Genomic DNA, 17,169 nt, shown 5'->3' with positions numbered 1-17,169 from the left:
TCCCGTTCGCAGATTTCTAGCAGATACCGGGGCGGAACGTGGTTGGTCAACCAGACGCCGTTGTTGGAGAGAAAGAATGGCACTCCATCCCCAGCCATGGCTACCGAGTCGACACACAGGATAACATCTTGCGACGAGGCATTTCCAGGTGTTGCGCATTCGGTGACGCTGCCCGCATCTGGCGTCTGTATCTAAGCGATCAACCGTAGTCAAACGGTCGCGGCAAGACCTAGTGCCATCTCCCGGCAGCTTATCGATTGGTTAGCTATATGGTCACGTCAGGTCGCTTCTAAGTTCGCAGTGTTTGAAAATCATTCAGCAAGAACAGGATATTGCTGGCACCTAGTTTGCGGCAAGAATGTTCCTTGCGAAAGACCGGGGATCTGCGTGGATACCAATAAGAATAAGGACCGAGACCATAGACTGCGCGCCCTGGGATCTTCAATCGCCGTCGTGGCGGTTCTAGCTGCTTTCATTTGCGTGTTTTTCTGGGGAGCTTCTCCTGCCACGCGGGCGTTCTTCGCCAATTGGTTCTCTCTCAGCACTGATTTGAATCGCTGCGAAGAGTCATTTGCATATCTGCTAATGGTCGCGACGACCCTCTCGGTGAGCTTGGGCATCATTCCGTTCGGCTTGATTCTTTCGAACGCGCTCGATGTCTACAGCTACAAGAGAAGCTTTCAACTCTACCGAAAACAACTGCTGGTCGGGACATGTCTCAGCCTGCTGCTGCTACTGCCGCTCATGTTTGGACATGGGGCGTGGTATGATGGTGGGCGTCGCGGCGTTGCGCGGGTCGATCTTGCCACCGCCTGCGCTGCAAGCTTTCACACAACCTTCTATCGGTTGCATGGCCACCTCCTGATCGTGATGCTGCTGGGGTGGGTGAACATCCTTGTGATGCTGAATTTGCGGTGGATGATCGCTGAGGGTCGTGATCCAAACCAGCTCTCCGATGATCCGCGCGTCAGGGCTATCCAATTGGCCGCAATGGAGCGGACGAAATGGAGCCTGGCGTCCGGCCGTTTCGTGGCAAAGGTCGTACTGACGGGGTTGGCAGCGGCGCTGTTCTATCTCGGCGCATCATCGATGAAGCCCGCCACCGCCCGCTTCATTCACACGTTCACCTGGGAGCGGCAAAAGGCAAAGGTGGTCGAGACCGGCATGCAATGTGTGCTGGAAGTGAAAGTCAGGCGTGGCTGGTCGGAGCGCTCCCGTGCGGATTGCTCTTCCGACGCTGCGACAGTTCCTTCAACCCCGGCGCTGGGCGCTGGCGCCTGGCGCATAACGAAAATTCCAACCGCAAAGCTCACCTATCGCACTCCTGAAGGTGAATATTCGTTCGGTGTATTCGGAGATTTCTTTATGAAGATGCCGACTTCGATCGGCACTGAGGTCGAGGTGCTGCGAAATCCGGCCAGCCCTGAAGCGATTGACAAGATTTTCGACGGCGGCGATGTCAAGCGAATGTTTTATAGACTGCTCATGATCGTCGCTGGCGCGGTCGCGGTCTACTATTTGTGGATTCGCGGGCGGCAGAAACCGATCCCGGTCTAGACCGGATCATTACCTCGCCGGCTGGGAGACGCCGTCGCACAATCACCTGCGAAGACGCAACCCTATCCAAGCGTTACACTATAATTCTCAATCACCGTATTCGCCAGAAGCTTGTCGCACATGGCTTTGAGATCAGCCTCGGCCTTGGCCTTGTCGGTCTCCGCGAGCTCGACGTCGAAGACCTTGCCCTGGCGTACTTGGCCGACGCCGCCAAAACCCAGTCCCGACAGCGCGTGTTCGATCGCCTTGCCTTGCGGGTCGAGCACGCCGTTCTTGAGGGTTACGGTGACGCGGGCCTTGATCACGCTGGACATGCTCCTGTTCAAAAAATGAGCGGCAAGAAATATTAGTGCTTCATGCCCTTGGGCGGCTCGGTGGAGGCGACGAGCACCGGCCCGGTCGGGCGCGGCGGCTCGTTCTCGTTCATGATGCCGAGGCGGCGGGCAACTTCCTGGTAGGCTTCGACCAGACCGCCCATGTCGCGGCGGAAACGGTCCTTGTCGAGCTTGTCCTGCGTCGCCACGTCCCACAGCCGGCAGGAATCGGGCGAGATCTCGTCGGCGACGACGATGCGCATCATGTCGCCCTCGAACAGGCGGCCGCACTCGATCTTGAAGTCGACGAGCTGGATGCCGACGCCCATGAACAGGCCGGACAGAAAGTCATTGACGCGAATGGCCAGCGCCATGACGTCGTCGATCTCCTGCGGGCTTGCCCAGCCGAACGCGGTGATGTGCTCTTCCGACACCATCGGATCATCAAGCGCATCGGCCTTGTAGTAGAATTCGATGATCGAGCGTGGCAGCACGGTGCCTTCCTCGATGCCGAGGCGCTTGGCCAGCGAGCCGGCGGCGATGTTGCGCACGACCACCTCGAGCGGGATGATCTCGACTTCCTTGATCAACTGCTCGCGCATGTTGAGCCGGCGGATGAAGTGGGTCGGAATGCCCATCCGGTTGAGATGGTTGAAGATATGCTCGGAAATACGGTTGTTGAGCACGCCCTTGCCATCGACGACTTCATGTTTTTTCTTGTTGAAGGCGGTGGCGTCGTCCTTAAAGAACTGGATCAGTGTACCCGGCTCAGGTCCTTCATAGAGGATCTTGGCCTTGCCTTCATAAATGCGGCGGCGATTTTTCATCTGATTTTTTCTCTGGATTTCCGGGCAGGCGGCAAGCGACCAGTTCCTGTCCGTCAGCCTAAATTAGTGAGGCGACGGCTAGGGTTCAATGCCGGTGTCTATCTCAATCGCGGTGTTTGCTCAATCGGCAAATCCTTTCAATCACCGCTTTCCGGAATGAAATGCCGCAGCACAGCAAGTGATGTAGCATATTGACCGCCCCGCGGCCTTTTGATTTGTGCTCGCCCAGCACACATATTCACCATCAACGAATCGGATTTCATCGGAGGGATGCCATGAGCAGCATGAAAGACCGCGAAGAGGGCTTCGAGCGCAAATTCGCATTCGACGAGGAGCTTCGGTTCAAAGCCTCGGCCCGCCGCAACAGGGCGCTCGGCATGTGGGCAGCGGAAAAACTGGGCAAGTCTGGCGCCGATGCCGAAGCCTACGCCAAGCAGGTGGTCGTCGCCGATATCGAGGAAGCCGGCGATCACGACGTTTTTCGCAAGATCCGCAAGGATTTCGATGAGGGGGGCGTCGATCAGTCGGATCATCAGATCCGTCGCACCATGGATGAATTGATGGCGCAGGCCATCGAACAGATCAAAAATACCTGATAGATTCTGGACCAATAGACCGCCCGTCCCAGCCGGGCGGTTTTTCTTTGCCTTTGCCGTCGTTTCCGGCTGAAACTACGCCAGAGCCTGTCCGCAGGCCTTTACCCAACAAGGAAAGCGCCAATGTCCCTGAAGTCACGCCTGGCGGCGGATGAAACGCTGTGCACCGCGTGGTCCGGTGTGCCGGATGCCTTGACGGTGGAAATCCTGGCCAAACAGGGATTCGATGCCGTCACGCTCGACATGCAGCATGGCGGCCACAATGAGGACAGTGTGCTGCGCGGTATCGCGCCGGTCCTGGCCGCCAGCAAGCCGGCGCTGGTGCGTATTCCCGTCGGCCGCTTCGATATGGCGAGCCGCGCGCTCGATTTCGGCGCCGAGGCGGTGATCGCGCCGATGGTGAACTCGGTTGCGGACGCCAGGCTGTTCGCCGCCGCCATGAAATACCCGCCGCTCGGCGAGCGCTCCTGGGGCCCGACCTACGCCTTTCCGCGCCACGGCAAGGGCGACCATGCCGACTGGCTGCGCGATAGCAACCAGCGCACCATGGCCTTCGCCATGGTCGAAACGCGCGCGGCGCTCGATGCGCTCGACGGCATCCTCGACACGCCGGGCATCGACGGCATCTTCCTCGGCCCGTCGGACTTCTCGATTGCCTGGTCGAAAGGCACCACCGTCAATTCGACGCTGGAAAGCATGATGGAAACGGTCGCCTCGATCGCGGAGCGCACGCGCAAGGCCGGCAAGCACGCCGCGATCTATGTCATGGAGCCAGCCGTCGCCGGCCGTGTAGTGGCCATGGGCTACCGGCTGCTGGCCATGGGCTCCGAGCATTCGCTCATTGCGCTCGGGGCAAAAACCCTGCTGAAGAACGTCAGGGATTCGATCGGATCCTAAAGGTCCGTCAGGAATTTGGCGAATGTCATCGAGCCTTCGGGCCAAGGGCCGAATCCGGAATCCGCATTGAGATGGCCGGCATCGCCGGCGTCGATGAACAGCGAGCCCCAGGCGCCGGCAATGTCTTCGGCGACGTCGAAGGCACAGAACGGGTCGTTGCGGCTGGCGATCACCACTGAGGGAAAGTTGAGCGGCTCGCGCGGGTAGGGGCCGAAGGTCATCAGGTGCTTCGGTTTTATCTTGGGGTTGGCGACGTCGGGCGGCGCCACGAAGAAGGCGCCGGCCACCGGTCGCTGGAACTGCGGCATGGCCTGGACAGCCGTCGCGACGCCAAGCGAATGCGCGACGATGACCACCGGCCTTTCGGCCTCGTTGACTGCCTTCGCTACGCGCGCCGTCCAGTCGTCGCGCACCGGCTTCGACCATTCCGCCTGTTCGACGCGGCGTGCCGTCGACAATTTCGCTTGCCAGCGGCTTTGCCAATGGTCCGGGCCGGAATTGGTATAGCCCGGCACGATGAGAATATCTGCATCCCTGACTTTCATGGCGCGCATGTAGCGAGCGGCGTCGCCGCATGCAACCGCGCATGATCCCAAAAAGTGGGAACGGTTTTTGGATAGGATCATGCGCTAAGCCAAAGCCGTTCGACGCATTTGATCACAATAGTGAACACCTTGTTCGCTTCCTGCCGTCTTGTGTGAACGATCGTGATCAACGATCTGTCACTGGGAAGAGACAGCCGTGAAAGACCGAGGTTTTGGCGCTGACACGACGTACGATGATCGGTGGTGCCGGGCTCCTGGCCTTTGGAGCTTCGTCAAGCGCCGCCCAAACGGAGAGTTCGATGAGCGAATTGCCTTTTGCCGCCACGACACCGGTGAGCGTTGCCCGCGTCGGGCTGCGGGCGCGGGATGCCGAAAGCCTGGCCGCCTATTATCGCAAGGTGGTCGGACTGCAGGAATTGAGCCGCGCCGATGGCGCGATCACGCTGGGCGCCGCCAATCGTCCGCTGTTCGTCATCGAGGCGGATGCTGCGGCGAAGCCTGACGACCCACGCAGTGCCGGCCTGTTCCACACCGCCTTTTTGCTGCCCAGCCGTGCCGATCTCGGCCGCTGGATAAACCATGCCATAGCCAACAAGATCGGCATCGAGGGCGCATCCGACCATCTGGTCAGCGAGGCCCTCTATCTGACCGACCCCGAGGGCAACGGCATCGAGATTTATGCCGACCGCCGTCCGCAGGACTGGAAGTGGAACGGCGACAAGATCGCCATGGCGACCGAGCGGCTGAATATTCCATCGGTCGTCGCCGAAGTTCCGGCCGGAGATGCCGGCTGGCAGGGCGCGCCGGACAACAGCATCATCGGCCACGTCCACCTGCGAGTGGGCCGGCCGGAGGAGGCTGAGGCCTGGTGGCATCAGGAATTCGGCTTCGATACGGTGGCGAAGTATGGCGGCCAGGCGGTGTTCCTGTCGTCAGGCGGCTACCATCATCACATCGGCGCCAATGCCTGGCAAAGTGCCGGCGCCGGTCGTCGCGACCCCGCCCGCTCTGGCTTGGCCTGGGTCGAGATGCGTTCGGACAATGCAACTGACGGCACGATCCGTGAGGATCCGTGGGGAACGGTGATCAGGACCGTTCCCGGCAAGGCCTGATCGTCAGCTGATTAGAGGTCCGCCTTTCCCAGCAGCCGACCAAGCATGAGCAGGCCCGCCGGCCAAATGCCGAGGCGAAGCTCGTTTCCCATATGGCCGAGGTCGCCGGCATCGGCGAGTTCCGCGCCCCAGGCGGCGGCAAAGGCGGTCGCCTTGTCGAAGGTGACGCGCGGATCGGTGCGGCTCGCCACCACCAGCGTCGGAAAGGGCAGGCGCTTTAGCGGCATTGGCGCGAAGGGACGAACGAGGTCGAAAGACGGATCGGGATCCTCGACATTGGTCGGGGCAACCAGCAGTGCGCCTGCAACTTTCCGGAGTTGGCTTTCGCTGGCGTTGGCCGCCCATTTCACTGCCGTCGCTACCGCCAGCGAGTGCGCCAGTAGCACCACACGCCGAGGTGCCGCGGCAACCGCGGCGTCCACCCGGCCGATCCAGTCCTCAGGGCTGGGCCTGTCCCATTCGGCCTGCAGCACGCGGCTCGAATTGGGGAACGCCTGGCACCAATGCGACATCCAGTGATCCGGCCCGGAATTGCCGCGCCCCGGCAGGGCGAGAAAATCGAAGTCTCCAGCCGCGGAAATCATCACGCTTCTCCGAATACCCGCTTGAAGATCGTGTCGACATGCTTGGTGTGATAGCCAAGGTCGAATTTCTCGCGGATCTCGGCCTCTGGCAGGGCTGCAGTGACTTCCTTGTCGGCGAGAAGTTCTTCAAGGAAATCAGCGCCTTGCTCCCACACTTTCATGGCGTTGCGCTGCACCAGCCGGTAGGCGTCTTCACGGCTGACGCCAGCCTGCGTCAGCGCCAGCAGCACGCGCTGTGAATGCACCAGGCCGCGGAACTTGTTCATGTTCTTCAGCATGTTATCGGGGTAGACGAGCAATTTGTCGACGACGCTTGTCAGCCGCGACAGCGCGAAATCAAGCGTCACCGTGGCGTCCGGCCCGATCATGCGTTCGACCGAAGAATGCGAAATGTCGCGCTCATGCCAGAGCGCGACGTTCTCCATCGCCGGCAGTGCGAAGGAGCGCACCATGCGGGCCAGGCCGGTGAGATTTTCGGTCAGCACCGGGTTGCGCTTGTGCGGCATTGCCGACGAGCCCTTTTGTCCAGGCGAAAAATACTCCTCTGCTTCCAGCACTTCGGTGCGCTGCAGATGGCGGATTTCGATCGCCAGCCGCTCGATAGAGGAGGCGATGACGCCGAGCGTGGCGAAGAACATGGCGTGGCGGTCGCGCGGGATCACCTGCGTCGACACCGGTTCCGGCTTCAGCCCCAGTTTCTTCGCCACATGCTTTTCGACATAGGGGTCGATGTTGGCGAAAGTGCCGACCGCACCCGAGATGGCACAGGTGGCTATGTCCTCACGCGCGTGCACCAGGCGCTCGCGGCAGCGCGAAAATTCGGCATAGGCCTGCGCCAGCTTGACACCGAAGGTGGTCGGCTCGGCATGGATGCCATGGCTGCGGCCAATGGTGACGGTGTCCTTGTGCTCGAACGCGCGGCGCTTGAGCGCTGCAAGCAGGCCGTCGATGTCGGCGAGAAGAATGTCGCTGGCGCGGGTCAACTGCACGGCAAAGCAAGTGTCGAGAACGTCCGAGGAGGTCATGCCCTGGTGAATGAAGCGGGCGTCAGGTCCGACAAATTCACCAAGATGGGTCAGGAAGGCGATGACATCGTGCTTGGTGACGCGCTCGATCTCGTCGATGGCCTCGACGTCGAATTTCGCCGCGCCGCCCTTTTCCCAGATGGTTTTGGCGGCCTCTTTCGGGATCACGCCAAGTTCGGCCAGTGCGTCGCAAGCGTAAGCCTCGATCTCGAACCAGATGCGGAAGCGGGTTTCGGCCGACCAGATGGCCACCATTTCCGGCCGGGAGTAGCGAGGGATCATCGGTTAGTCCTGACTTGTGAGAGCGTTCGCCCGCGTCCTAACAGAGGCCGACAAAATGCTCAACGCTGCTGCCGCGCAAACCAGATGCTGGCGGCAAACAGCGCGATGAAACCGAGTGGAAAATAAAGCCGGATGCCCAGAACAATAAACTGGTAAAGCGCCGTCGCCATCGTGAACACGAACTGGATGGACCAGGCGATGGTCAGGGCCGGTGCATGCCACTGGACATAGTAGGAGCGGTATTGCAGCGCAAAGAGCCCGCCGGTCAAGGCGATCGTCGCGGCAAGAAGGCAGATAAAGGCGGCGGCAAAGGCAACTTCCCAGTGCCGGCCAAGCGAAATCAGCCGCGCCAGGAACAGGCCAACCGGAAAAGCGAGCGCTCCGCCGGCGGCATAGAGCAGCGAGACGTAGCGAATTTTGGCCGGTGTCTCCCAGTTACCCAGCAACAGATTGAAGAGTACGCTGGCGCCCATTGCCATGGCCCACAGCAGCGCGCCGCAAAGAGCAGTGCCCGGCGACGGCAAGGCGCGCCGGACAAGACCCAGGACGCGGTTGCGGATGACGGGGAACGGCGTCACAGGCGGCCGGCTACCGCGATCCAGCGATAGTCCGGCCCCTCGAAGCCGTATTGGCGTACCGCGATCAGTACGGCATAGGCGCTGAGGCCTTGCAGCGAGAACGTTTGCACCGCGCCGATCCGATAGCCATTCGGACAGCCCCTGCTTTTTGGGATCGACTTGTCCTCGTGCAGAAGCTCCGTCTTGCCGCCGGCTTTCGCCTCGATATGCAGCAGGCGAAAGCCGTTGATCTCGCCCAGGCTCTCGCAGCCTTCGGTGTTGTTCAAGCCGATCTCGTCGAGCCGGAACTCGAGCGGATCGTCGACCGGAAAAAAGATCGGGCGTGGGTTCACCACCATGCGAAACGGATCGGCCGAAAGCTCGGTCACCGGGTTGAACCCGGCGGTGATGCCGCGGTTGGCGGTCAACTCGTCCTGCTTGATGATGGCTTCGCCTTTCTGCCGGGCCTGAAGGCGCGTCGCTTCGAGCGTGGCGTTCTCGTCGTCAAGCCGGACCTTGATCGGCGTGCCCTGGAGAAAACTGTCGTCGGCAGTGTTGATGTAATAGCGGTTGGCATAGGGAAATCCCGAGCCGTCCTGGACACCATATTCCTCGAAGGCGAACACGCTTCCATCCTGGCTGAAGCCGAGGATTTCAAGCTCGGCGACATCGCCGGCTTGGGCCGCAAGGGGCCCTGCCAATTGGGCGAGCAGGAGAAAGGCAGAAAGGACGAGAATTCGCATTGGTTTCTTCACTTCGGCTGCCAGGGTTCAACGATTCCCTATCACGAGATGGTCAAAACGTCGTGCTATCTGGCAACCATGCATCCAATTCAGCCATCGAATGTTATTGTCGGCAGCTTCAACGGGAGACCCCACCATGACCGACGCCAGCAAAATTCGTGAGCATATGGAAGTGATCGGCGCCGATGGCGTTCATGTCGGCACCGTCGACAAAGTCGAGGGACAGCGGATCAAGCTGACCAAGGCCGACAGTGGCATGGGCTCGCACAAGGGCCATCACCACTATATCCCGCTCAGCCTCGTCGCCGAAGTCGACAGCAAGAAAGTCTGGCTGTCGGCAAACTCGGATGTCGCGGTCACCTTCGAGGAAGAAAAATCCGATCCCACTTGATCACCCCCATTTGATCGCAACGTTGCGCGTTCAGCGCGACGACCACACCGGGAAAAGATCGCCCTCGGCCGGCGTCGCGGCAAAAACGCCGCGGCTAATAGCACGCGCCATGGTGGCGCCGGCTGCGGCGTAAAGGTCGATCGCATCGTTGAGCGCGAGCTCGATGCCGCTCTTGCCCGTCGCCAGTGCGAACACCAGATCGCCGTCGGCTGGCGTATGCGTCGGCCAAATGGCGCGCACGAAGCCGTCATGCGCTGATACGGCAAGGCGTTTTGCCGCTGCCTTGGTGAGAACGGCGTCGGTGGCGATGACGGCGATGGTGGTGTTGCCGCCGGGCTCTATGTTCTTGTCGCGGAATTTCAGCAGGATCTTTCTGGCGTCGGCAGGCATTGGGGACGGATAGCCGAGCCCGCCAAACTCGTCGCCGATTTCGAAGGGTGCCGCCCAGAAGTAGCGGCTTCTGGCGATCGTCACCGAGCCGGTCGGGTTGACTGCGGCCAGCGCGCCGATGGTGACGCCACTGTCGAGCACCGTCGAGGCTGAGCCGAGGCCGCCCTTCAAGCCTGCACTCAGCGCGCCTGTGCCCGCGCCGACCGTGCCGAGTGGAAAGTCGATGCCGGCTGCTTGCGCGGCCTCATAGCCGAGATCGCGGTAGGGCGGATAGCGGCCCCAATCCTTGTCGCCGCCGTTGCGCAGGTCGAACAGGATCACCGCCGGCACGATCGGTACGCGAAAGCCACCGACCTCGACGCCGATGTTCCTCTCGCGCAAGGCCGCCTGCACGCCGGAGGCGGCGTCGAGGCCAAAGGCCGAACCGCCCGAAAGCACAATGGCATGGATCGCTTCAATGGAATTCTGCGGTTCCAGCAAATCTGTTTCGCGCGTGCCGGGCGCGCCGCCCAGCACTTGGACTCCCGCCACCGCCGGTTCATCGCAAAGCAGCGCAGTCACGCCCGACTTCAGCTTGGCGTCGGCGGCGTTGCCGACGCGCAGGCCGGCGACATCGGTGATCAAATTGCGCGGCCCGGTGCGAAACATCACTTCACCTCGAAAGGCACGAAACGCGCACCGTCGAAACGGAAGGCGCGGTAGGGGTTCTGGCTGAGATCGCCCTTTTCGTCAAAACGGACCGGCCCGATCACGGTGGTGAAATCATGCGCTGTGAGCGCTTCAGCAAGCGGCTTGCCGGAGGTTGCCGCCAGGGTCGCTGCCACCTTGGCGGTCTCCACCGCCGCATAGGCCGGCAACGCGTAGCCTTCCGGCACGATCTCTTGTGCAGCAAACGCCGCCAGCACCTTGGGGTCGGCGACATCGGACCATTCGGGTTGCGCGATCATCAGCGTGCCGGTGGCGTAGGATACGTCGCCGGGCGGCGTGCGCAGCGTTTCGCCGCCGGCAAAAGTCATGCCGGCATCGAGCTGGCCGGCGTCGCGGCCCATGATAGCGATATCGTCGCCGTCGCCGCCGGCAAAGATGTGCGTCGCACCGGCTTTCTTCAGCCGTCCGATCAGGCCGATCTGGTTGTCGAGCTGCGGCCGGAACGTGTCGACGAACACCGGTTTCAGCGCTGCCTGCTCGGCGGCTGCGCGAAACGTCTCGGCGATTTCGCGGCCATAGATCGTGCCGTCGTCGATAATCGCGAACAGGTCGTTCCGCCAGAGCCGGGTGAGGATGGTGGCGACGGCGTTGCGCTCGTCGTCGCCGCGCGGTCCGAGACGAAACACCGGCCAGCCGGTCTTGGCGCGCCGGTCGGTCAGGCTTTCTGTGCGCACGCCGACGGTAATGACCGGTATGTTGGCACCTTTCAGGATGGGCAGCGCCGCCTCGATCGCGTCGGTGCAGAGAAAGCCGACAACCACGCTGACCTTCGCCGCCGCGAATTCCCTGGCTGCGGCGGCGCCGCCATCGGCCGTACAGGCGTCGTCGACCGTCTTGAGCTCGGCCCCGATCGCCTCCGCCGCCAGGCCGGCGCCTACCACGATCTGTTTGCCGAGAATTGCCGACGGTCCGGACAGGGGTGCCGCGACGCCGACGAGCAGCGTCTCGGCGTTCGCATTGCCGCAGAGCGACAGCCAGGCCAGCAGCGCTATTGTCGTTATCTCGAATCGCATGCGTGCGAAGAATTCCTCCGTGCCGGCCAAGCATCTCCCGGCACTATGCCCACAAAGACCTAAAGGCTGCCTAACCACGGTGCAACACGCGAATTTCAGGATGCGAGTCAAGCACTTCGCTTGTGGCAGGCACTATGTGGCCATATATAACGGCTGGGTTCCAAGGGAAAATCATCGGTGCTGAAGAAGAACGACATTGGGCCGCAGGCCTATCGCGACGCGATGAGCCACTTTGCTGGCCACGTCCATGTGGTCGCCACTGATGGTCCTGCTGGCAAGCGTGGCGCGACGGTCATTGCGGCCTGTTCGGTGTCGGACACGCCGCCGACCATTCTGGTCTGCCTCAATCGCGAAAATCCCAAGAACGAGCCATTCGTGAAAAATGGCAAATTCGCCTTGAACACATTAGCTTCGCATCAGGAGGCGCTGTCGATCGGCTTCTCCGGCCTCACCGGCTTACCGGTTGCGGAGCGTTTCGCGCTGGGCGAATGGGATGTCATCTCGACCGGCGCGCCAACGCTGAAGGGTGCGCTGGCCGTGTTCGACTGCGAACTCATCGACACCAAGGATCTGGCTACCCATCGTGTGCTTTTTGGCAAGGTGACAGGCCTGCGCATCGGCGATAATTTGCGGCCGCTGATCTATCACGACCGCGGCTACCACGCTTTGTAGCGCCATGGTTGCACCCACGGAGAGAGAATGACCGAGTTGAAACCGCGCCCGGCGCCGCGGACGATCGACGAGACGCTCGCTCTGCTGACCGGTGCGGACTACGTGGCGGACCGGTCCCTGGCGACCGTGCTGTTTTTATCGCTGCGCATGCAGCGGCCGCTTTTCCTCGAAGGCGAGGCCGGCGTCGGCAAGACGGAGATCGCCAAGGTGCTGGCGCAGGCGCTCGGCCGCCGGCTGATCCGCCTGCAATGCTATGAAGGCCTCGATGTTTCGTCCGCCGTCTACGAGTGGAACTACGCCGCCCAGATGATCGAAATCCGCATGGAGGAGGCGGCTGGCAAGGTCGACCGCTCCGACATGGAGCGCAATGTCTTCTCCGAAAAATACCTGATCCGCCGCCCGGTGCTCGATGCGCTGACCGGCAAGGCCGGCGCCGCCCCGGTCTTCCTGATCGATGAGCTCGACCGCACCGACGAAGCCTTCGAGGCATTCCTGCTCGAAATCCTGTCGGACTTCCAGGTGACGGTGCCCGAGCTCGGCACGATCAAGGCGGAAGAACCGCCGATCGTCATCATAACCACAAACCGCACCCGCGAGATCCATGACGCACTGAAGCGGCGCTGCCTCTATCACTGGGTCGACTACCCCAATGCCGAGCGCGAACTGGAGATCGTGCGCCGAAAGGTGCCGCAGGCCAACCGCAGGCTCTCGGCAGAGGTGGTTTCCTTCATCCAGAAGCTGCGCCAGATCGAGCTGTTCAAGGTGCCGGGTGTCGCCGAGACCATCGACTGGGCCGGCGCGCTGACCGAACTCGACAAGGTGGCGCTCGATCCGGAGACCGTTTCCGACACGATCGGCGTGCTCTTGAAATATCAGGACGACATTGCCCGCATTGAACAAGGCGAAAGCCGGCGCATCCTCAACGAGGTGAAAGCCGAGCTTTCGGCGGCGGAGTAAGGGCATGGCGCCGCGTCCCGAACCGAAAGAGGCGACAGCGGACGGACGCATCGCCGACAACATCGTCTATTTCGCCCGGACCTTGCGCAAGGCGGGCATGCGGGTCGGGCCGGCCTCGGTGAAGGATTCCATCGAGGCGGTGCTGGCCGCGGGCATCGGTTCCCGAGACGATTTCTATTGGACGCTGCACGCCGTGCTGGTGTCGCGGCACGAGGACCATCCCACCTTCGACGAGGCATTCCGGCTGTTCTGGAAGTCGCACGAGCTGATCGAAAAGATGCTGGCGATGTTTTCGCCGGTGGCGCCCGATAACAGAGAGAAGCAAAAACCCCGCACGGCCGAGAACCGCGTCAGCCAGGCGATGTTCGAGGGTCACAGCAAGAACCAGCCGCCACAGGAGATCCCTGAGATCGAGGTCGACGCCCGCTTCACCTTCTCCGGCAACGAAGTGCTGAGAGACAAGGATTTTGCTCAGATGAACGCCGCCGAAATGGCTGAGGCCAAGAAGGCGATTGCCCAGTTGCGGCTGCCCTTCGACATGGTCAGGACACGGCGCTTCAAGGCCGACGCGCATGGCCGCCGCATCGATCCGCGCGCCATGATGCGGTCGGCCGCGCGTACCGGTGGCGAATTGATCCTGCCGAAATTCCGCTCGGCCCGCAAAGTTCACCCGCCGCTGGTCGTGCTGGCCGACATTTCCGGCTCGATGAGCCAGTATACGCGCATCTTCCTGCATTTCCTGCATGCGCTGACGGAAAAGCGCCGGCGTGTACATGCCTTCGTGTTCGGCACCAGGCTCACCAATCTGACACGGCAGATGCGCCATCGCGACCCCGACGCGGCACTCGCCGATTGTTCGGCGGCGGTGAAGGACTGGTCGGGCGGCACCCGCATCGGCGACACGCTCTGCGAATTCAACCGGCTGTGGTCGCGACGCGTTTTGGGGCAGGGCGCGGTGGTGCTTTTGATCACCGACGGGCTCGAGCGCGACGAGGTTGCCGGCCTGTCGGAAGAGATGGAACGCCTGCGCAAATCCTGCCGTCGTCTGATCTGGCTGAACCCGTTGCTGCGTTTCGACGGTTTCGAAGCCCGCGCCCGCGGCGTCAAGGCGATGCTGCCGCATGTCGACGAATTCCGCTCAGTGCACAATCTCGATGCACTGGCCGATCTCTGCGCCTCCTTGGACAAGAAATCGGCGCTGTCGGTCGATCCGCGCCGATGGCTGCAAGCTGGCGAGAGGCGCGCCGCATAGCCATATGTCCCCGGGGAAATAGCCCTTGGAAAAACAGACCCTGAGAGAAGCGATCATGGAAAACAGCATCTATCTCGATGAGGCCCGCGATCCCCTGATCATCGCGGAAGGCTGGATGAAGGACGGCAAGGATGTCGCCATCGCAACCGTGGTCGAAACCTGGGGGTCGGCGCCGCGGCCAGTCGGCAGCCATCTGGTCATCGATGCAGACGGCAATTTCCACGGCTCAGTCTCGGGCGGCTGCGTCGAGGGCGCGGTGGTGACTGAGGCGATCGACGTCATCGATTCAGGCAAGGCGAAGATGCTGGAGTTCGGCGTCGCTGACGAGACCGCCTGGCAGGTCGGCCTGTCCTGTGGCGGCCGCATAAAAGTCTATGTCGAGCGGCTTGGCTGACCTCCAATGGATCCGTACGCCCTGAAAACGTTGAACGCCGAACGCCGCGCCCGCCGCGCGGCGATCCTGGTCACCGACCTTGGTGACGGTCGCGACCGCATCGTGCGCGAAGGCGATCAGGTCGCCGGCGATCTTGGAGCCGCGATTGCCAAGGCGTTTCGCACTGGCAATTCCGGCTCGGTCGAAGCCGAGGGACGAACCTTCTTCCTCAACGCGCATCTGCCGCAGCCGCGCCTGGTGGTGATCGGCGCCGTCCACATCAGCCAGGCACTGGCACCGATGGCGAAAATCGCCGGCTATCCCGTCGAGATCATCGATCCGCGCACGGCCTTCGCCACGCCGGACCGTTTTCCCGATGTCGCACTGCATGCCGAGTGGCCTCAGGATGTGCTTTCGCGCCAGCCGCTGGATGGCTACACGGCGCTGGCCGCTGTCACCCATGATCCGAAGATCGATGATTTCGCACTGAAGGCAGCGCTCGACGCCAACTGTTTCTATATCGGCGCGCTCGGCAGCCGCAAGACACACGCCAAGCGCGTCGAGCGCTTGCTGGCCTTGGGCGCTACGGCCGACCAGATCGCCCGCATCCACGCGCCGATCGGCCTCGATATCGGTGCCGCAAGCCCGGCCGAGATCGCCGTCGCGGTGCTGGCGCAGGCAATCCACGCCTTCCGCTCGCGCGGCCTGGAAAGCAAAGGCGCGGTGGCGTGAAATTTGGCCCGGTTCCCATCGATCAGGCCGAAGGTGCAGTGCTGGCGCACGCCACCACAGCCGGCGAACGGCGCTTCCGCAAGGCGCACCGGCTGAGCGCCGATGATCTGTCGGTGCTGAAGGCGGCTGGGATAACCCAAATAGTCGCCGCTGTCCTTGCGCTGGACGATCTCAGCGAGGACGCAGCGGCCGAGAAAATCGCGCAAAGCATGGTCCATCGCAACATCGAGGCGAAGCCTGCCGCGACCGGCCGGGTCAACCTCCACGCCGAGGCCGCCGGCATCTTCACCGTCGATGCGGCGATGATTGACGCCATCAACGCCGTCGACCCGGCCATCACCATCGCCACGCTGGCGCAGCATGCGCCGGTCGAGAAGGGGCAGATGGTGGCGACGGTGAAGATCATTCCGTTTGCCGTCGCCTCAGTCCTGGTCGATGCCGTGGCAAAAATCTGCACTGGCGGCGAGATCTTTGCCGTCAACGCCTACCAGCCGGTGCGCATCGGCGTCATCCAGACGGTCCTGCCCGGCATCAAAACCAGCGTGCTCGACAAGACGTTGCGTGTCACCGAAGCGCGGCTGACGCGTTCAGGCGGCCGATTGACGGCGGAGCGCCGCACACCGCACGACGTCGCCCCGGTGGCGGAAGCTGCGGCTTCGTTGGCGCGTGATAACGACATGGTGGTGATCTTCGGCGCTTCGGCGATGAGCGATTTCGGCGACGTTATTCCAGCCGCGATCAAGAAAGCCGGTGGTATCGTCATCCGTGCCGGCATGCCGGTCGATCCCGGCAATCTGCTGGTGCTCGGCATGCTTGATGGCAAGCGCGTCATCGGCGCGCCTGGCTGCGCCCGCAGTCCCAAGGAAAACGGCTTCGACTGGGTGCTCGACAGGCTGATTGCTGGGCTCGATGTAACGGCAAAGGACATCGCCGGTATGGGCGTCGGCGGGCTGCTGATGGAAATCCCGACACGGCCGCAGCCGCGTGAGTCGCTACCGGCCCCAAGGCCAGCGCGATCTGAGCCGAAGGTCGATATCGTGCTCCTGGCCGCCGGCCGCTCCAGCCGCATGGGCGGCCCGAACAAGCTGCTGGCTCTGTTTGACGGCAAGCCGCTGATACGCCGCACCGCCGAGCGCGCGCTGGCGTCGAAAGCCTCGGGCACGATCGTCGTCACCGGGCATCAGCGCGAGCGGGTGCGGACGGCACTTTCGGGACTCGACGTGACCTTCGCCGATAACGCGGATTTCGCCGAGGGCCTGTCTTCGTCGCTGAAGGCCGGCGTCGCACGGGTTGCCGGCAATGCCGCAGGCGCGATGATTGTTCTTGGCGATATGCCGGGTATCTCGGCGACCGATCTCGACCGGCTGATCGAGGCGTTCCGCAAATCCGGGAGCAGGGCGGTCGTACGCGCCTCGCATCAGGGAAGGCGCGGCAATCCGGTTCTTCTGCCGCGCTCGCTGTTTCCAGCGATCGCGCATCTGGAAGGCGATACCGGCGCGCGCCATCTGGTCGAGGCCGAGGGCCTCGATGTAGTCGATGTCGAGATCGGCGAAGGGGCAGCCGTCGATGTCGACACCCGCGAGGCGCTGGAAGGCGCTGGCGGCGTGCTGCAGGATTGACAAACCAAAGCCGAAGAACGCAT

General features: G+C 62.4%; 20 protein-coding genes. 11 read left to right on the top strand and 9 right to left on the bottom strand.

From position 1 onward, the window contains the following. Positions 1-387 precede the first annotated feature (387 nt). Complete coding sequence (locus OHD62_RS18200; protein ID WP_263784256.1) at positions 388-1,557, top strand: hypothetical protein; 1,170 nt, start codon at positions 388-390, stop codon at positions 1,555-1,557. A 62-nt stretch (positions 1,558-1,619) separates the two neighbouring features. On the opposite strand, the gene purS is transcribed toward OHD62_RS18200, so the two are convergent. Both purS and purC read right to left on the bottom strand, forming a co-directional pair. After that, a complete protein-coding gene (gene purS, locus OHD62_RS18195) occupies positions 1,620-1,862 on the bottom strand; it encodes a phosphoribosylformylglycinamidine synthase subunit PurS (RefSeq protein WP_263786716.1) in 243 nt (80 codons plus the stop codon). Positions 1,863-1,903: 41 nt separating this feature from the next. Next, complete coding sequence (gene purC, locus OHD62_RS18190) at positions 1,904-2,698, bottom strand: phosphoribosylaminoimidazolesuccinocarboxamide synthase (protein ID WP_263784255.1); 795 nt, start codon at positions 2,696-2,698, stop codon at positions 1,904-1,906. Positions 2,699-2,973: 275 nt separating this feature from the next. Between purC and OHD62_RS18185 the strand changes: the two genes are divergently transcribed. Next, complete coding sequence (locus OHD62_RS18185; protein WP_263784254.1) at positions 2,974-3,294, top strand: DUF1476 domain-containing protein; 321 nt, start codon at positions 2,974-2,976, stop codon at positions 3,292-3,294. A 123-nt stretch (positions 3,295-3,417) separates the two neighbouring features. After that, on the top strand, positions 3,418-4,191 hold the full coding sequence (locus OHD62_RS18180) for an HpcH/HpaI aldolase family protein (protein WP_263784253.1): 774 nt from the start codon (positions 3,418-3,420) through the stop codon (positions 4,189-4,191). Here the strand turns inward: OHD62_RS18180 and OHD62_RS18175 are convergent. After that, positions 4,188-4,736, bottom strand: coding sequence for an RBBP9/YdeN family alpha/beta hydrolase (locus OHD62_RS18175; RefSeq protein WP_263786714.1), 549 nt, complete (start codon positions 4,734-4,736; stop codon positions 4,188-4,190). The genes OHD62_RS18180 and OHD62_RS18175 overlap by 4 nt on opposite strands. 299 nt (positions 4,737-5,035) lie before the next feature. Here OHD62_RS18175 and OHD62_RS18170 point away from each other — a divergent pair, with 299 nt between their 5' ends. Then, positions 5,036-5,848 carry a VOC family protein gene (locus OHD62_RS18170; RefSeq protein ID WP_263784252.1) on the top strand — a complete coding sequence of 271 codons (813 nt, stop codon included), beginning with the start codon at positions 5,036-5,038 and terminating at the stop codon, positions 5,846-5,848. A gap of 11 nt (positions 5,849-5,859) precedes the next feature. Here OHD62_RS18170 and OHD62_RS18165 read toward each other — a convergent pair whose 3' ends face one another. Genes OHD62_RS18165 through OHD62_RS18150 form a run of 4 tightly spaced genes read right to left on the bottom strand, consistent with a single transcriptional unit; the run spans position 5,860 to position 9,039 of the window. Further along, positions 5,860-6,432: an RBBP9/YdeN family alpha/beta hydrolase gene (locus tag OHD62_RS18165; protein WP_263784251.1), complete on the bottom strand. Its 573-nt coding sequence runs from the start codon at positions 6,430-6,432 to the stop codon at positions 5,860-5,862. Further along, positions 6,432-7,739 (bottom strand): adenylosuccinate lyase, encoded by a 1,308-nt coding sequence (gene purB / locus OHD62_RS18160; protein ID WP_263784250.1) that lies wholly within the window; start codon positions 7,737-7,739, stop codon positions 6,432-6,434. Before purB ends, OHD62_RS18165 begins: the two co-directional genes overlap by 1 nt. A gap of 59 nt (positions 7,740-7,798) precedes the next feature. Then, on the bottom strand, positions 7,799-8,317 hold the full coding sequence (locus tag OHD62_RS18155; RefSeq protein WP_263784249.1) for a hypothetical protein: 519 nt from the start codon (positions 8,315-8,317) through the stop codon (positions 7,799-7,801). Continuing rightward, complete coding sequence (locus OHD62_RS18150; RefSeq protein WP_263784248.1) at positions 8,314-9,039, bottom strand: DUF2259 domain-containing protein; 726 nt, start codon at positions 9,037-9,039, stop codon at positions 8,314-8,316. Before OHD62_RS18150 ends, OHD62_RS18155 begins: the two co-directional genes overlap by 4 nt. A gap of 136 nt (positions 9,040-9,175) precedes the next feature. Here OHD62_RS18150 and OHD62_RS18145 point away from each other — a divergent pair, with 136 nt between their 5' ends. Further along, the gene (locus tag OHD62_RS18145; RefSeq protein WP_263784247.1) at positions 9,176-9,430 is read left to right on the top strand and encodes a DUF2171 domain-containing protein; all 255 of its coding nucleotides are present in this window, start codon (positions 9,176-9,178) and stop codon (positions 9,428-9,430) included. 30 nt (positions 9,431-9,460) lie between these two features. Here the strand turns inward: OHD62_RS18145 and OHD62_RS18140 are convergent, their stop codons facing one another. Together OHD62_RS18140 and OHD62_RS18135 are read right to left on the bottom strand one after the other, a co-directional pair. After that, positions 9,461-10,468, bottom strand: a complete 1,008-nt coding sequence (locus OHD62_RS18140) for a P1 family peptidase (RefSeq protein ID WP_263784246.1) — start codon at positions 10,466-10,468, stop codon at positions 9,461-9,463. Continuing rightward, complete coding sequence (locus OHD62_RS18135) at positions 10,468-11,541, bottom strand: branched-chain amino acid ABC transporter substrate-binding protein (RefSeq protein ID WP_263784245.1); 1,074 nt, start codon at positions 11,539-11,541, stop codon at positions 10,468-10,470. The genes OHD62_RS18140 and OHD62_RS18135 overlap by 1 nt, the downstream gene beginning before the upstream one ends. A 177-nt stretch (positions 11,542-11,718) precedes the next feature. Here OHD62_RS18135 and OHD62_RS18130 point away from each other — a divergent pair, with 177 nt between their 5' ends. From OHD62_RS18130 to OHD62_RS18105, 6 genes are read left to right on the top strand one after another with little or no spacing between them, the layout of a single operon-like run. Next, on the top strand, positions 11,719-12,213 hold the full coding sequence (locus OHD62_RS18130) for a flavin reductase (RefSeq protein ID WP_263784244.1): 495 nt from the start codon (positions 11,719-11,721) through the stop codon (positions 12,211-12,213). Between the two features lie 27 nt (positions 12,214-12,240). After that, positions 12,241-13,170 (top strand): AAA family ATPase, encoded by a 930-nt coding sequence (locus tag OHD62_RS18125; RefSeq protein WP_263784243.1) that lies wholly within the window; start codon positions 12,241-12,243, stop codon positions 13,168-13,170. Between the two features lie 4 nt (positions 13,171-13,174). After that, entirely contained in the window at positions 13,175-14,422 is a 1,248-nt protein-coding gene (locus OHD62_RS18120; RefSeq protein WP_263784242.1) for a vWA domain-containing protein, read from the top strand. Positions 14,423-14,477: 55 nt separating this feature from the next. Beyond that, a complete protein-coding gene (locus OHD62_RS18115; protein WP_263786710.1) occupies positions 14,478-14,816 on the top strand; it encodes an XdhC family protein in 339 nt (112 codons plus the stop codon). Between the two features lie 6 nt (positions 14,817-14,822). Continuing rightward, complete coding sequence (locus OHD62_RS18110) at positions 14,823-15,527, top strand: XdhC family protein (RefSeq protein ID WP_263784241.1); 705 nt, start codon at positions 14,823-14,825, stop codon at positions 15,525-15,527. Beyond that, a complete protein-coding gene (locus OHD62_RS18105; RefSeq protein WP_263784240.1) occupies positions 15,524-17,146 on the top strand; it encodes a molybdopterin-binding/glycosyltransferase family 2 protein in 1,623 nt (540 codons plus the stop codon). Before OHD62_RS18110 ends, OHD62_RS18105 begins: the two co-directional genes overlap by 4 nt. The last annotated feature ends 23 nt before the right edge of the window (positions 17,147-17,169 follow it).

The sequence above is a fragment of the Mesorhizobium sp. YC-39 genome (genome assembly GCF_025753795.1).
Lineage (GTDB): Bacteria > Pseudomonadota > Alphaproteobacteria > Rhizobiales > Rhizobiaceae > Mesorhizobium.
This window is presented reverse-complemented; position numbering and strand designations above follow the sequence as displayed.

Bases quoted from the DNA above. Each gene is read 5' to 3' on its own strand.
- purC (WP_263784255.1), bottom strand. From the start codon at position 2,698: ATGAAAAATCGCCGCCGCATTTATGAAGGCAAGGCCAAGATCCTCTAT.
- OHD62_RS18120 (WP_263784242.1), top strand. From the start codon at position 13,175: ATGGCGCCGCGTCCCGAACCGAAAGAGGCGACAGCGGACGGACGCATC.
- OHD62_RS18180 (WP_263784253.1), top strand. From the start codon at position 3,418: ATGTCCCTGAAGTCACGCCTGGCGGCGGATGAAACGCTGTGCACCGCG.
- OHD62_RS18175 (WP_263786714.1), bottom strand. From the start codon at position 4,736: ATGAAAGTCAGGGATGCAGATATTCTCATCGTGCCGGGCTATACCAAT.
- OHD62_RS18110 (WP_263784241.1), top strand. From the start codon at position 14,823: ATGGATCCGTACGCCCTGAAAACGTTGAACGCCGAACGCCGCGCCCGC.
- OHD62_RS18150 (WP_263784248.1), bottom strand. From the start codon at position 9,039: ATGCGAATTCTCGTCCTTTCTGCCTTTCTCCTGCTCGCCCAATTGGCA.
- OHD62_RS18135 (WP_263784245.1), bottom strand. From the start codon at position 11,541: ATGCGATTCGAGATAACGACAATAGCGCTGCTGGCCTGGCTGTCGCTC.
- purB (WP_263784250.1), bottom strand. From the start codon at position 7,739: ATGATCCCTCGCTACTCCCGGCCGGAAATGGTGGCCATCTGGTCGGCC.
- OHD62_RS18185 (WP_263784254.1), top strand. From the start codon at position 2,974: ATGAGCAGCATGAAAGACCGCGAAGAGGGCTTCGAGCGCAAATTCGCA.
- OHD62_RS18125 (WP_263784243.1), top strand. From the start codon at position 12,241: ATGACCGAGTTGAAACCGCGCCCGGCGCCGCGGACGATCGACGAGACG.
- OHD62_RS18165 (WP_263784251.1), bottom strand. From the start codon at position 6,432: ATGATTTCCGCGGCTGGAGACTTCGATTTTCTCGCCCTGCCGGGGCGC.
- OHD62_RS18145 (WP_263784247.1), top strand. From the start codon at position 9,176: ATGACCGACGCCAGCAAAATTCGTGAGCATATGGAAGTGATCGGCGCC.
- OHD62_RS18170 (WP_263784252.1), top strand. From the start codon at position 5,036: ATGAGCGAATTGCCTTTTGCCGCCACGACACCGGTGAGCGTTGCCCGC.
- OHD62_RS18140 (WP_263784246.1), bottom strand. From the start codon at position 10,468: ATGTTTCGCACCGGGCCGCGCAATTTGATCACCGATGTCGCCGGCCTG.
- OHD62_RS18115 (WP_263786710.1), top strand. From the start codon at position 14,478: ATGGAAAACAGCATCTATCTCGATGAGGCCCGCGATCCCCTGATCATC.